The sequence below is a fragment of the Rhodoplanes elegans genome (assembly GCF_016653355.1).
Lineage (GTDB): Bacteria > Pseudomonadota > Alphaproteobacteria > Rhizobiales > Xanthobacteraceae > Rhodoplanes > Rhodoplanes elegans.
The window spans coordinates 1-13,697 of the sequence record NZ_NHSK01000034.1; the positions used below are offsets into that span (position 1 = coordinate 1).

Annotated in this window: 12 protein-coding genes and 1 pseudogene; 8 read left to right on the plus strand and 5 right to left on the minus strand. The window is 68.4% G+C overall.

Annotated elements, in window-relative coordinates:
- Window positions 1-586 (minus strand): S1 RNA-binding domain-containing protein (locus CCR97_RS31530; protein ID WP_244670224.1); only part of this gene is annotated, 586 nt, incomplete at its 3' end.
- 714 nt (window positions 587-1,300) lie between these two features.
- Here CCR97_RS31530 and CCR97_RS02265 point away from each other — a divergent pair.
- Window positions 1,301-2,587, plus strand: coding sequence for an N-acetylmuramoyl-L-alanine amidase (locus CCR97_RS02265; protein WP_420826052.1), 1,287 nt, complete (start codon window positions 1,301-1,303; stop codon window positions 2,585-2,587).
- A 241-nt stretch (window positions 2,588-2,828) separates the two neighbouring features.
- Window positions 2,829-4,730, plus strand: coding sequence for an ATP-dependent nuclease (locus CCR97_RS02270; RefSeq protein ID WP_244670226.1), 1,902 nt, complete (start codon window positions 2,829-2,831; stop codon window positions 4,728-4,730).
- Between the two features lie 130 nt (window positions 4,731-4,860).
- Here the strand turns inward: CCR97_RS02270 and CCR97_RS02275 are convergent, their stop codons facing one another.
- On the minus strand, window positions 4,861-5,121 hold the full coding sequence (locus CCR97_RS02275; RefSeq protein WP_111359522.1) for a type II toxin-antitoxin system ParD family antitoxin: 261 nt from the start codon (window positions 5,119-5,121) through the stop codon (window positions 4,861-4,863).
- 362 nt (window positions 5,122-5,483) lie between these two features.
- Here CCR97_RS02275 and CCR97_RS02280 point away from each other — a divergent pair, with 362 nt between their 5' ends.
- On the plus strand, window positions 5,484-7,952 hold the full coding sequence (locus tag CCR97_RS02280) for a penicillin-binding protein 1A (RefSeq protein WP_111359894.1): 2,469 nt from the start codon (window positions 5,484-5,486) through the stop codon (window positions 7,950-7,952).
- 208 nt (window positions 7,953-8,160) lie between these two features.
- Here CCR97_RS02280 and CCR97_RS02285 read toward each other — a convergent pair whose 3' ends face one another.
- Window positions 8,161-8,322, minus strand: coding sequence for a hypothetical protein (locus tag CCR97_RS02285; RefSeq protein ID WP_170146049.1), 162 nt, complete (start codon window positions 8,320-8,322; stop codon window positions 8,161-8,163).
- Window positions 8,323-8,649: 327 nt separating this feature from the next.
- On the minus strand, window positions 8,650-8,811 hold the full coding sequence (locus tag CCR97_RS02290; protein WP_170146050.1) for a hypothetical protein: 162 nt from the start codon (window positions 8,809-8,811) through the stop codon (window positions 8,650-8,652).
- Between the two features lie 351 nt (window positions 8,812-9,162).
- Between CCR97_RS02290 and CCR97_RS02295 the strand changes: the two genes are divergently transcribed.
- The 4 genes from CCR97_RS02295 to CCR97_RS02310 all read left to right on the plus strand — a co-directional run bounded on the left by CCR97_RS02295 (window position 9,163) and on the right by CCR97_RS02310 (window position 12,769).
- A complete protein-coding gene (locus tag CCR97_RS02295) occupies window positions 9,163-9,306 on the plus strand; it encodes a hypothetical protein (protein ID WP_170146051.1) in 144 nt (47 codons plus the stop codon).
- Window positions 9,307-9,566: 260 nt separating this feature from the next.
- A protein-coding gene (prfB, locus tag CCR97_RS02300; protein ID WP_111357632.1) for a peptide chain release factor 2 occupies window positions 9,567-10,698 on the plus strand; the annotation gives its coding sequence in 2 pieces (ribosomal slippage) (window positions 9,567-9,635 and window positions 9,637-10,698; 1,131 coding nt in all).
- 593 nt (window positions 10,699-11,291) lie between these two features.
- Window positions 11,292-11,840, plus strand: a complete 549-nt coding sequence (locus CCR97_RS02305) for an EF-hand domain-containing protein (protein WP_111357631.1) — start codon at window positions 11,292-11,294, stop codon at window positions 11,838-11,840.
- A gap of 266 nt (window positions 11,841-12,106) precedes the next feature.
- The gene (locus CCR97_RS02310) at window positions 12,107-12,769 is read left to right on the plus strand and encodes an EF-hand domain-containing protein (protein ID WP_111357630.1); all 663 of its coding nucleotides are present in this window, start codon (window positions 12,107-12,109) and stop codon (window positions 12,767-12,769) included.
- A 69-nt stretch (window positions 12,770-12,838) separates the two neighbouring features.
- Here CCR97_RS02310 and CCR97_RS02315 read toward each other — a convergent pair whose 3' ends face one another.
- Entirely contained in the window at window positions 12,839-13,036 is a 198-nt protein-coding gene (locus CCR97_RS02315; protein ID WP_111357629.1) for a heavy-metal-associated domain-containing protein, read from the minus strand.
- Between the two features lie 200 nt (window positions 13,037-13,236).
- On the opposite strand from CCR97_RS02315, the pseudogene CCR97_RS02320 reads away from it, so the two are divergent.
- Window positions 13,237-13,697, plus strand: a pseudogene (locus CCR97_RS02320) (EAL domain-containing protein); the annotation flags it as partial.

Below are 13,697 nucleotides of genomic sequence, written 5' to 3' on the forward strand. Positions count from 1 at the left end.
GCGAGGGCACGTGCGGGGCCTCGACCGCGCTGCCCGCGGCCGGGGCTTCGGCCGATGCGTCGGCGGAGGCGGTGCCGAAGCCGGCGGCGTCGGCGGCGGACGCCTGCGACTCGGGCGCCTCGGCGGCGGCTGCATCGGAGGCGGATGGCTCGGAAACGGATGGCTCGGAGGCGGGCGCCTCCGGCACCGGCTCGCTCGCCACCCGGTCGTCACGATGGGGCGGGCGCTCGGCCGGGATCTGGCGGGCGCCCGAGCGGGCGGCGGCGCGGCGGTCGGCTTCGGCCTCGGCGGCCCGGTGGGCGCGCTCCTCCTCGTCGATCAGCATCTGCCGGTCGGCGACCGGGATCTGGTAGTAGTCCGGGTGGATTTCGCTGAACGCCAGGAAGCCGTGGCGGTTGCCGCCGTAGTCGACGAACGCGGCCTGGAGCGACGGCTCGACCCGCGTCACCTTGGCCAGGTAGATGTTGCCTCGCAGCTGCCGGCGGCTCGCCGACTCGAAATCGAATTCCTCTACGCGGTTTCCACGGAGCACGACGACCCGGGTCTCTTCCGGGTGGGTCGCGTCGATGAGCATCTTATTCGCCATGTCGGTGTCTCGTTGCGGCGCGGCCGCGCGCGATCCGGTCCACCCGCGGGACCGGGATCAAGCATCGGACGTTGCGCGCCGAAGGGGGGGTGGAAAGCAGGAACGACACGAAGCGCGAGTCGCGGTCCGCGGGAGGACGGGAGCGCCGGCGCTCTTTCACAGCGCCCGGCAATGTGCTCCTCGTTCAGTGTCCCGGACATCGGCTCCGAATCCTGGGGTGCTGGGCCACGCGCCGTGGCCGTGACGGGTCTTACGGGCTGAGGGTGTCTCGCGTGAACGTCCGATCGGATCGCAAACGCATCGAATCGTCCTTCGAAGGCGGCGGCCTCTCGCGGTGGACCCGCTGCAAGCCTCGCGCTGCAGGCCCTTCGCTGCAAGCCTCTCGCAAGCAAGCCTCTCGCGACCGTTTTCGCGATCCGCCGTGCGGGGCGACGGCGAAAACGGTGGACGGACCTTCGAGGGTTCCGGACGCCGAAACAGGAGCGTTCGGACTCTCTCGATCCACCAGCAGCTCTTATTAAGGCGCGTCATGCCCTATTGGCAAGCCGCATGCGTGTCACGGAACTGCGAGGGCGGGGCGGGAATCGCTTGATGATCAGCCAGTTGCCTCGCGGACAGGCAGTCGGGTGCCGGACACGGGCCGGCGCCGCCCCGAGAAAGCCCACGTTAACCGTCAGACATTATTCGGGAAGCAGCACGGGGAGGCATGCGGCGGTGGGACGGGGACTGGCCCTCGCCTTGGCGATTGCCGTCGTTGTCGGCGCATTGCACGCCCCCGTTGCACGGGCGGCGGAGCCGCCGCGCGCCCCGGGCTCGGCGATCCCGGCGACGGTTCCGGACTTCCCGGTCGCCACCGATGCGCGCCTCGCCGGCGACGCCGGGCAGACCCGATTCGTCGTCGACCTGTCGAAGACCATCGAGGTGCGGGCGTTCACGCTCGCCGACCCCTACCGGGTCATCGTCGACATGCCGCAGGTGACGTTCCAGCTTCCGGCCAAGACCGGCGAGCGGGCCCGCGGCCTGGTCAAGGCGTTCCGCTACGGCCTCGTGATGCCGGGCGGCTCGCGCATCGTCATCGACACCACCGGCCCGGTGCGGGTCGAGCGCGCCTTCGTGCTGGAGCCGGCCGACGGGCTGCCGGCCCGCCTGGTGCTCGACCTCGCCGCCGTCGACCGGGCGACCTTCCTGCGCGCCGCCGCGATCGACAACCGGCTGCCGCGCGAATCGCGCCGCAGCGAGCCGGACGCCAAGCAGAACGGCGACCCGCGCCCGATCGTCGTCGTCGACCCCGGGCACGGCGGCATCGACAACGGCACCCGGGCGCCGAGCGGCGAGGAGGAGAAGACCATCGTCCTCGCCTTCGGGCTGATGCTGCGCGACAAGCTCGAGCAGACCGGCAAGTACCGGGTGGTGATGACCCGCTCCGACGACCGCTTCATCCCGCTCGGCGAGCGGGTGCGCTTCGCCCGCAGCCGCGAGGCGGCGCTGTTCATCTCGATCCACTGCGACGCGCTCGCCCGCCGCGACGGCGGCGCCGAGGGGGCGACCATCTACACGCTGTCCGAGCACGCCTCCGACGCCGAGGCCGGGCGGCTCGCCGAGGCCGAGAACAAGGCCGACGTGATCGCCGGTGTCGACCTCTCGGCCGAGCCCGACGACATCGCCGACATCCTGATCGACCTCGCCCAGCGCGAGACCAAGAACTACTCGAACCAGTTCGCCCGCACCCTGGTGGGCGAGCTGAAGTCAGCCGCCAAGCTGCACAAGCATCCCTTGAAGTCGGCCGGCTTCCGGGTGCTGACCGCCCCCGACGTGCCCTCCGTGCTGGTCGAGCTCGGCTACGTATCGAACAAGACCGACCTCAAGCTGATGACCTCCGACGCCTGGCGCGCCAAGGCGACCGAGTCGATCGTCCGCGCCGTCGACGCCTTCTTCCAGCCAAGGCTCGCCACCCCGGCCGGCGAAGCCAAGGCCGCGGGCGGCGTGGGGAGTGGAAACTGACGGGACGATTTCGCGATCGCGATTCGTAGCCTGGATCGAGCGCAGCCAAATCCGGGACCGGCGCGAGACGTCGGTTGACGGAGGATTCTGGGTGCGCCACGTTCGACCCCGAGCTACGGGGCAGCGACAGGCTGCCGTCACAATTCTTATTCTTATCGTCGCAATTCTGCTGCTGGTCGTGCAATTGATTGGCTGTTATTGCCTCGGCTCAGGCCATCGGCAATAAGGTTATAGCTTGATTATGAAACTGGCTGGCCTTGAGGCGATTAAAATGGGCTCAGGCGAAAATACAGAAGCTTGGCCGATGCGGGTCAATATCCCGTTGTTGGACAATACCAAAACGAAAGCGGTTATCGAAATTCGGCCTGGCATCACCACGCTGGTCGGGCCGAATGGCAGCGGAAAGACGCGCGCTCTGCGCACAATAAAAGACGCGCTGAAGTCCGCAAGCACCGTCGGGATTTATGGGCGTAAGATACATTTCCTTGCAGCCGGCCGCAGTAGTCCGCTCGAACACTATCGCGCTTCCATTGGGAGTCCGCATGGGCGCAGTGATTCTGATGCGGCGGTTGGCCACATTAGCTACCGGAGTCAGTGGTGGGATTTCGAGAGTGTGACAGGAATCCTGCTTGCACTCGACACCCGCGCGGACCTGCGGCTCAAGGTCGAGGCGCGTCTGCAACAGTTATTCGATCGCAGCGTACAACTTTCCTGGTCCCAGGACGGTCTCAACGTCCGAATCTCTCCGATGGCCGGAGGTCGGGCCTATGCCGCCAATCACGAAGCCAGCGGCATCCTTCAACTCGTGGCGCTTCTGGCCGCTATCCATAACGATGAGATCGGTGCCTTGCTAATCGACGAGCCCGAGATCTCGCTGCATCCGCAGCATCAGGCGTTTCTGCTTGAGGAAATGGAGAAAGTCGCGGGCGACCCATCCGATCCCGTGAAAAAGCTTGTCGTGATCGCGACCCATTCGACTTCGCTGCTCCCGCTTCGGAGAATTGGCGAGCTGCCCAGCATCGTGTTCTTCAACTCGGCTAGTCAATCACCGGCGCAAGTTTCCGAAGATGCCTCCATCCTCAAGCGCGCGAAGCTGACAGCTGTGATGGCCAGGCTGAGCACCACCCATCGCATGGCGATGTTCGCCGAACGTGTCTTGCTGGTCGAAGGGCCGAGCGATGAGATCGTCGTCACGCAGCTCGCGCGCCGGCTCGACATGCGACTGCTGGCTCGCAACGCACAGATCGTGCCGATCACCGGCAAGGGTGAATTTGGCGAAGCGGTGAAGCTGTTTCGTCTCATGAACAAAGAGGTCGCCGTGCTCGCCGATCTTGATGCGCTGACGGACGACAATAGCCTAGTCTGCCTCTTCAGCGAGTTGCCAAATGCAGTGGCGCTTGCCGATCGGCTGGGACGGAAGAATCTGTCCGACCTCGACCGCGATCTACGCGACGCCTTGGCGGAGTTTATGAGTGAGCACCAGAGCGCAGTCGATGCGGCGGCGGAGTCTTATCCTGATTGGTCGAGCAAGCAGGCTAGCGCGCTAACCAAACGCCGGGTAACATTGGCGCGTGTGTTGATCGATCCAGCTAGCTTTGGGAATGCTGCGGCCGATGAAGCGGGCAGGCTGCGGACCAAATACGATGCCTTACTAAAGGCGCTTGGCGAACTTGGATGCTTCTTCCTGCAACGCGGCGCAATCGAGAACTACTATCACACCGACTCGACGGATCGTAGCAAGCCCGATCGCGCGGCCGAGGAGGCCGCGGGATTCGACGGCCGCGACCCCGACAGTCTGACGCGGCACTATGCGGATGTCATAACAGCGCTCGCGCATATCGCGCCGAACCAGCGCGTTGACGAGGATCTGCTTTTGCGCCCGAAGCTGGGTGCGGTCTTGACGGCAGCATTTCTCAGCATGAATCGTGGAAGCTCGGATGAGCAGCTTAACTCAATCGCAAGCACGACAATCGGCGCTGATGCTGAGGTATTCAGGTTATCAAATTGCTCGAACGAGGAAATGCGGCTCAGAGTCGATATCGCTTCCCCGCTGTTTAAGCGAGATACGTTTCCTTTCGAGCTTGGGCGTGATGATAATACGAACGTCATCGTTCCCGGAAAGCTGCCGGGAATCGACCGATAATGGTAGGCTCGTCGGAAAAGAGTGTTGGATTCTCCGCCGCGATGCCGGCGAAAAGAGTGTTGAATTCTCCGCCGCGATGCCGGCCCAGATCTCGAAGAGATCGGCTTCGGCGCGCGGCGTGAGAAGGACGTTAGCCACGGGCCGGGAGCTTGCCCTTGAAGTCGGCGAGGAGGCTCTCGGTGTCCACGGCGCGGGGTGGACCGCTGGCCTTGCCGTCGTCGTAGGCGTGCTTCAGCCGGGCCAGTTCCATGGCGCGGGACTCTTCGCGTTGTTCCCACAGGCGCAACGCGTCGCGGACGACGTCGCTGGTCGAGGCGTAGGCCCCCGACTCGACGGCCTCCTCGACCTTCCCGGCCTGCCGCCGGGAGAGCGAGACAGTCAGAGTGCGCATGTCGGTTGCAGGCTCGGCCATGATTTTATTATGGGGCGACCGAGAAGGCGTAACAAGTTTTGCCGTTTCGTCGCTTCGTAGTTTCGTAGCCCGGATCGAGCGCAGCGAGACCGGGGAGCGGGGCGCCCCGCGGCGGACGGAGGATCCCGGGTTTCGCTGCGCTCAACCCGGGCTACCGGCCGGACGGAGGCCTCCGAGCCCCTCCGAGCCTCAGTTTGACCATAAAACCGGGCGACCTACGGGCGGCACGACGGGTGGATTCCGCCCGGGCGGACGGCGGTTCGCGGCAAGCGGGTCCGGCAGGGCCGGGCGCGGTACGGGCGACACGGCCGGCTGCGGCAGCGCCAGTGGGGATTGGGGCGATGCGATTGATGCTGCGGTTCTTCGGCTTCCTGTTCACGCTCGGGACCATCGTGTTCCTGGTGGGGATCGCGGCCGCCGCCGGGATGATCTGGCACTTCTCCAAGGACCTGCCCGACTACACCCAGCTCCAGGAATACGAGCCGCCGGTGATGACCCGCGTCCACGCGGTCGACGGCGCGCTGCTCGCCGAATACGCCCGCGAGCGCCGGCTCTATTTGCCGATCCAGGCGATCCCCAAGCGGGTGATCAACGCCTTCATCTCGGCCGAGGACAAGAACTTCTACGAGCACGGCGGCCTCGACTTCACCGGCATCGCCCGCGCCGGCCTCCTGTTCGTCCAGAACATCGGCTCGAGCCGCCGCCCGCAGGGCGCCTCGACCATCACCCAGCAGGTCGCCAAGAACTTCCTGCTCACCAACGAGGTGTCGTTCGACCGCAAGATCAAGGAGGCGCTGCTGGCGCTGAAGATCGAGCGGGCCTACTCCAAGGACCGCATCCTCGAGCTCTATCTCAACGAGATCTATCTGGGCTTCTCGGCCTACGGGGTCGCGGCCGCCTCGCTCCTCTACTTCGACAAGTCGGTCAACGACCTGACCGTCGCCGAGGCCGCCTATCTGGCGGCCCTGCCGAAGGCCCCCTCGCAGCTCCACCCGTTCCGCCAGCGCGACCGCGCGGTCGAGCGGCGCAACTACGTCATCGACCGCATGGTCGAGAACGGCTACGTGACGGCCGCCGACGGCGAGGCCGCCAAGAAGACCCCGCTCAACGTCACGCCGCGGCCGACCGGCGCCCACATCTTCGCCGGCGAGTACTTCGCCGAAGAGGTGCGCCGCGAGATCGTCGAGAAGTTCGGCGAGAAGCGCCTCTACGAGGGCGGCCTGTCGATCCGCACGACGCTCGATCCGAAGCTCCAGGTGATGGCCCGCAAGGCCTTCACGGACGGCCTGGTGCGCTTCGACGAGGGGCTCGGCTGGCGCGGCCCGGTGACCAAGATCGACGTGACCGGCGACTGGGGCCCGCGGCTCGCCGACGTGCGCGCCCTGAGCGACGTCGCGCCGTGGCGTCTCGCCGTGGTGCTGGAGACGGCCGACCAGGCGGCCCGCATCGGCCTGCAGCCCGGCCGCGAGCCGGGCGGCGCGGTCAAGCGCGAGCGCGAGGTCGGCATCCTGCCGCTCGACGGGCTGAAATGGGCCAAGGCGACCAGCGGACCGGCGCGCGGCAAGGCGGTCGCCAAGACCTCGCAGGTGCTGGAGCCGGGCGACGTCGTCTATGTCGAGCCCGTCGCCGGCAAGGACGGCCAGTTCCGCCTGCGCCAGATCCCCGAGATCTCCGGCGCCATGGTGGTGATGGACCCGGTGACCGGCCGCGTCGTCGCGCTGGTCGGCGGCTTCTCGTTCGACCAGAGCCAGTTCGACCGCGCCACCCAGGCGATGCGTCAGCCCGGCTCGTCGATCAAGCCGCTGGTCTACGCCGCCGCGCTCGACAACGGCTACACGCCCTCGACCATCGTGGTCGACGCCCCGATCGAGATCGACCAGGGCCCCGGCATCGGCGTGTGGCGGCCGGAAAACTACTCGACCGGCAAGTATTACGGCCCGCAGACGCTGCGCTTCGGCATCGAGCATTCGCGCAACGTCATGACGGTGCGGCTCGCCCAGGACATCGGCATGCCGCTGGTGGCCGAGTACACCAAGCGGTTCGGCGTCTACGACCACATGCCGCCCTATCTCTCCTACGCGCTCGGCGCCGGCGAGACGACCGTGATGCGGATGGTGACGGCCTATTCGATGGTCGCCAATGGCGGCCGCCGCATCACCCCGACCCTGATCGACCGCATCCAGGACCGCACCGGCAAGACCGTCTACCGGCACGACCAGCGCGAATGCCGCGGCTGCGAGGCCGACGGCTGGCAGAACCAGCCGGAGCCCGGCCTGATCGACCGCCGCGAGCAGGTGCTCGACCCGATGACCGCCTACCAGATCACCTCGATCATGGAGGGCGTGGTGCTGCGCGGCACCGGCAACGCGGTCGCCGCGGTCGGCAAGCCGGTGGCCGGCAAGACCGGCACCACCAACGACGAGAAGGACGTGTGGTTCGTCGGCTTCACGCCCGAGCTCGCGGTCGGCGTCTATCTCGGCTACGACAAGCCGCGCCACATCGGCCGCGGCGCCTCGGGCGGCCACATGGCGGCGCCGATCGTGCGCGACTTCCTGAAGGTGGCGCTCGCCGACAAGGCGCCTGTGCCGTTCCGGGTGCCGCCCGGCATCAAGCTGATCCGCATCGACGCGGCGAGCGGCACGCGCGCCGGGCCTGGCACCACCAAGGCGATCCTCGAGGCCTACAAGCCCGGCACGGCGCCGGCCGAATCGACCGCCTATGCCGGGACGCTCGGCCCCGACGGCCAGCCGCTCGGGGTGACGCCGGAGGTCGACCGGGCGGTGCGCACCGGCACGGGCGGGCTGTACTGAGCCGCCGCGTCGCGGCCGCGCGTCCGACCCGCGGGTCCGCCGGCAAGCGCCTCCGCAGGCAACAAAAAACCCCCGCCGAAGCGGGGGTTTTTCGTTGGAGGTCTCGGCGGGGGTGTCGAGCGGGGGTGTCGAGGTTTCGACCCGAGAGGCGCTCCTGGGGGGTCGGATGCCGTCCGGGCAGCGAGCCGGCCGGCGCGCGAACCCTGGTTCACTCCTGGATGAACGGATAGCGCTCGGCCGCCTCGCGGCGCATCCGCGAGACCTCGGCGAAGCTGCGACGGACTTCGCCGAAAACGGCCTTCACGGTCGCGACGGCGCGCGACACGGCACCGTCGGTGGCGGGACGGGTCGGGATGGCAAAGTCGGTCATGGTCGGCTCCTCGAATTTCTGAGCAGCGGTTCACCGCTGTCTGTCTCGTCTGATATGGCCGTCCGAGGGCGGTTGAAAAACCCCGCCTTCGCACATGCACATTTGCCGCAAGTTCAACAATCCGCGGGTATTCGTCTAATTCCTGGTCTCGAACCGGCCTAATCCACCCGCGCGTCCTCAAGTCACCGCAGGCCCAGCACCGCGACGAATGATTGCGGGCCGCCGTGAGGTGCCGAGTTCCGAGTTCGGTTTCGCGGGCGTTCTCGAACAGGTCCGAGAATCTACGCGGCATCCGGGCCGGCGGATCACGCCGGCCCGGCCCGCCGGTCAGGTTTCGACGAAGGGATAGCGGCGCTGGGCGTCCGCCCGCATCGCCTGGGCCTCGCGCAGCACCTCGAGCATCGAGCCGACGCCGGCGATGGCGCGGCCGAGCAGCGTGGCCTTGTGGGGGCGGGTGGGGGTGGAGCCGGGCTTCGAATTATGAATCACTTTTTTAAGCGCTCCTGATCGCAGTTCGTTCATCGGTCCCCGAAAGCACCGCCTCTCGGCGTGTCCGGGGTCGCTGTGTCTCTCATTATGTGATATTGCGGCGCAGCAATGGCAAGGATTCGAATAAGATTTTATTGATTAATTTTCGGTTGCGATGCGAAATTCTCGAACTTGGGAACTGCTCTGAAGAAGTGAATCAAAAATACAGCGCGCGCTGACGAGCCTTGCGCCCGGGATCGCGACAATGTGCGCGCGGGCCTGGACCGCCGGGGTTGCGTGCCGACCGAACGGTCGGCACCGTGCCCAGGGGGGCGGTCCGTGAACCTTGCGGGGAGACCCATGGGATTCGTCTTGGCACGCCTCCTTGTCCTCCTGGCCGGCTGGGCGGCGGCGTTCGCCACCGCGCTCACCGCCTCGGCCCTCATGTCGACACCGCGCCTCTCTGTCTTCCTCGTCTCCGGCGGCCTGTGGACGGCCGCGATGCTGCTCGACTGAGCCGGGCGCCGGCGCGACTCGCCGCCACGACGCCCGGGGCGGCGCGTCGCCGTGCGCCGCGTTGCCGCGCAGGAGTGCCGCCGCGCGGGTTGTGCCGCCGCGCGGGTTGCGCCGGAACGCCCGGGCCGCTACATGCGGCACCGGCATTCGAGACGACGCCGCGGCCGGCCGGTCGCGGCGGCTCCATGAGGTCCGTGGCCGGCGACGGCCCGGCGGCCTGAAACGGCCGGGGCCGGGAACGGCCGGGAAGGTGGCTGGCGATGCGCGCGGAAACCGTGTCCGTGGTGGAAGAGATCAAGCAGTCGGTCGGGCTGCTGAGGAGGCATCTTTGACTTCGACAAGGCCCGCGCGCGCCTTGCGGAGCTGAACAAGCTCGCCGAGGATCCCGATCTCTGGAACGACCCGCAGAAGGCCCAGCGCCTAATGCAGGAGCGCACCAGCCTGGAAGACAGCCTCACCGCGATCGGCCGCATCGAGCAGGAGCTCGACGACCAGATCATGCTGATCGAGCTCGGCGAGTCCGAGAACGACGCCGGCGTGATCGGCGAGGCCGAGGCGGCGCTCGCCGGCCTCAAGGCCGAGGTCGACCGCCGCCAGCTCGAGGCGCTGCTCTCCGGCGAGGCCGATCCCAACGACACCTATCTCGAGGTGCATGCCGGCGCCGGCGGCACCGAGAGCCAGGACTGGGCCAACATGCTCTTGCGCATGTACACGCGCTGGGCCGAGCAGCACGGCTACAAGATCGAGTACCTGGAAGAGACCGAGGGCGAAGAGGCCGGCATCAAGTCGTCCACGGTCATCATCAAGGGCCACAACGCCTATGGCTGGCTGAAGACCGAGCGCGGCGTGCACCGGCTGGTGCGCATCTCGCCGTTCGATTCGAACGCCCGCCGGCACACGAGCTTCGCCAGCGTCGACGTCTATCCGGTGATCGACGACCGCATCGTCATCGACGTCAAGGAGTCGGACGTGCGCACCGACACCATGCGGTCGGGCGGCGCTGGCGGCCAGCACGTCAACAAGACCGAATCGGCCGTCCGCCTCACCCACATCCCGACCGGACTGGCGGTGGTCTGCCAGGCCGAGCGCTCGCAGCACAAGAACCGGGCGACCGCCTGGAACATGCTGCGCGCCCGCCTCTACGAGATCGAGCTGAAGAAGCGCGAGGCGGCGGCCGTGGCCGAGTTCGAGGCCAAGACCGATATCGGCTGGGGCCACCAGATCCGGTCCTACGTGCTGCAGCCGTACCAGATGGTGAAGGATCTGCGTACCGGCGTGCAGACCTCCGACACCGGCGGCGTGCTCGACGGCGACCTCGACCGCTTCATGGAGGCGACGCTCGCCCAGAAGGCGTTCGGCGGCGGGCCGGAGCAGGTCGAGGACGTGGAGTAGGGGGCGGCTCCGCCCCCTCTCGGGCCGCGCAGCGATGCCGGCCGCCGCCGCAGCGGTCGCCCGCGGGCGACCCTTGCTGGCGCGAAATTTGCTCTTTTCACCAACGTGCTCTAGAATTTTACGAGTCGGAAACCATTTCCGGGCTCGCGGTGATTCGTTTTCGTTCCAGCCTCCTCACGGCGGCGGGACAGCGTGCCCAGAGCTCCGGTGAGGAGTGTCCGGCGTGCGGGTGGCCTCGTGGCCGCGTTCCGCCGGCGTCGTGTTCCAGTCGCCGCATGCGTTCACGTCGCGGGATCGACGGCGTTCGTCGACCCGCGTCGCAGCCAGATGTCGCGTGAGCAGGTCGCGTGAGCGAACAGCGCCGTCCCCGGTTCGAGGTCCGGTCGGCGACGAAGCCTCGCAGCAGGAAGAGACTTCAGCCTCGAAAGTGGACTGCCGTCCGAACCGCCCGCGGCGTGTCGGCGGATCGCGTGGGAGCGCCGCGTCGCGCGTCCTCTGCCGACGGGCAGGTCGCCCGGCAGACGCTCCTCACGGAGTCCCCGAGAACGGGACTTGGGCGATTGGGACTTGGACCGTCCTGGCCAGGAGGGTGGATGTCCAGCGCGAGAATCACGTCCGCCGGCCTGGCGGACACCGAAACCCTGCTGAACCTGCTGTCGCGCAAGGGCGCGGTCCGGGGCGAGCTGCAGCGGTCGTCCGGCTCGACCGAGCACGGGCAGGGCTTCCTGCCGGCCACCGGCGGCGCCACGGACATCAACGGGCCGGGCAGCGCCGGCAAGTATTCGCTCAGCAGCGAGACGATGGCGTTCCTGCTCACCGTCCAGCAGACCTCGGGCGACCCGGCCGGCGGCGCGCGGGGGCGCGGCCGCGGCGGCGCCGCCGATGGTCGGATCGACCAGGTCTTCCGCGCGATGGACACCGACGGCGACGGCCGCATCGGCCGGGCCGAGTTCGTCTCCTTCATCGAGGCGCGTGGCGGGACGGCGAGCTTCGCCGATCGCATGTTCACCAAGATCGATGCCACGGCGCAGGGCTTCATCACCCGCGACGGCATGGCGGCGGCGGTGCGTCAGTCGGCCGAGGCGGCCGAGGCGACGCTCGGGACCGACGAGCGCCGGCCGCCGTTCTCGGCCTCGGCGTGAACCGGACAGGCGTGAGACCGCCGGCGCTGCCACGCTGACGCGACCGTCGCCGCGACCACTCCCGCGCGTCCGCCGACGATGACGCCGCGGCGCCTCGACACTCTCCGAAACGCATTTCCGGGCCGCCCGGCTGTCGCGGTCTGCCGGAACATCCGCTCCCGCCCGTATAAGCCCCGTACACGCTCACGCGGACGATCCTCGCGGGGCCGGCACGACGCCTGGAGCGCGGCCGGCGGCGGCGGCGACGTGCGCCTCGGGAGAACCGGATGTCCACCACCAGCAGCACGACCGACACCACGAGCCTATGGTCGCTGATGCAGCTCCTGCAGGCGAGCAGCGCGGCCGGCGCCGCGGGCGCGTCGTCCACGACGTCCACGTCCGCGACGTCCGGCAGCACGTCGGGCGGCGCGAGCTTCCTCGACATGCTGGGCGAGGCGGGCGACGCCCCGCCGCCGCGCGAGGACGACCGCAGCGCCTCCTCGGGGTCCGGCAACGGTCTCGGCGGCGACGTGATGGCGATGCTGATGATGCTGCAGCAGGTGTCCGGCTCGGCCGGGACGACGGCGTCGAGCGGATCGACCGCGACCGACTCGCAAGGCGTCGCCGCGATCGGGGCGCCGCCTCCGCCGCCGCCGCCCGGCGGCCCGGGCGGGGAGGGGGGTGTCGACGGCGCCGCCTCCGATATCGTCGCGGCCCTCGACACCGACGGCGACGGATCGGTGTCGCAGAGCGAGCTGGAGAGCCTCGCGACCGCGAGCGGCGACACGACCGAGACCGCCGACAGTGTCTTCGCGTCGCTCGACGGCGACGGAGATGGGGCGGTCAGCCAGGACGAGCTGTCACGCAGCCTGAAGGCGATGCTCGACACCGTTGCGGCGTCGATGGTGTCCGGCAGCGACACCCGGAACAGCGTCGCTCGGAGCGCCTGATCCGGCATCGCCTCGTGTCCCGGCCGCGGCGCGAGGCGCCACGAACCGGGCACGCGGCACCTCACTGTGTCACGCCGCCTGGGCGCCGAAGCCGGCGGCCTCGATCGCCTCGACCAGCGCCGCCGGTGCCGCCGAGGTCGCCGCCTCGACCCGGCCGCTGCCGAGGTCGATCGTCACGTTGGCCTGCGGATCCTGCGCCTTGATGATCCGCTCGACCGCGCGGACACAGCCGTCGCAGGTCATCCCGGTGACATTCAACGTAACCATGGTGCTCTAGACCTTTCCTCGTGTCGTTACCTGGGGCGCCACGACCCGCGCGGCAAGAGTTGCTGTGGCCGGATGACGGCATATCGACAGATTTCGTCCCGACGCGCTTGCACCCCCCGGCACGGTTGTCGAGAGTGTGAGCTGGCGCGGCGAATCACCTTGATATCCCGCAACCTGTCTCGGTGTTCTCGGAGCTCGTAATGGCCCGCGTCGGTGCCGTCTTCGTCGGCCTGTGCATGGCGCTGATCGCCGGTTCGCTCGGCACGCTCATGTACCTCTATGTGGGCACCAACGCGGCCGAGACGGCGATCGTCACGCTGGTCGCCTTCACCGGGCTCGCCGTCTACAACGCGGTCGCCCTCAAGGCGCGCGACCGCGGCGGCGACGCCACCGGCTCGCTCGTCGATCTGTCGCGCGGCACCACCGACCTCGCCCGCCAGGTGCTCGACCTCGGCCGCCGCGTCGCCACCATGGAGTCGCGCCTCGACGGCGTCCTCGACCGGGTCGGCGAGGCGGCGAAGCCGCTGTCCGACGAGCTGGGCGAGCTCGGCGCGCTCCTCAGCCAGCTCGCCGAGACGGTGGCCACCCACGACACGCTGCTGCGCTCCGGCGCCCCGGGCAGCCCCTACAAGGGCGGCCCCGCCGGCGCCGGAGCGCAGCA

Bases quoted from the DNA above. Each gene is read 5' to 3' on its own strand.
- CCR97_RS02270 (WP_244670226.1), top strand. From the start codon at position 2,829: ATGAAACTGGCTGGCCTTGAGGCGATTAAAATGGGCTCAGGCGAAAAT.
- CCR97_RS02275 (WP_111359522.1), bottom strand. From the start codon at position 5,121: ATGCGCACTCTGACTGTCTCGCTCTCCCGGCGGCAGGCCGGGAAGGTC.
- CCR97_RS02280 (WP_111359894.1), top strand. From the start codon at position 5,484: ATGCGATTGATGCTGCGGTTCTTCGGCTTCCTGTTCACGCTCGGGACC.
- CCR97_RS02285 (WP_170146049.1), bottom strand. From the start codon at position 8,322: ATGACCGACTTTGCCATCCCGACCCGTCCCGCCACCGACGGTGCCGTG.
- CCR97_RS02305 (WP_111357631.1), top strand. From the start codon at position 11,292: ATGTCCAGCGCGAGAATCACGTCCGCCGGCCTGGCGGACACCGAAACC.
- CCR97_RS02310 (WP_111357630.1), top strand. From the start codon at position 12,107: ATGTCCACCACCAGCAGCACGACCGACACCACGAGCCTATGGTCGCTG.
- CCR97_RS02315 (WP_111357629.1), bottom strand. From the start codon at position 13,036: ATGGTTACGTTGAATGTCACCGGGATGACCTGCGACGGCTGTGTCCGC.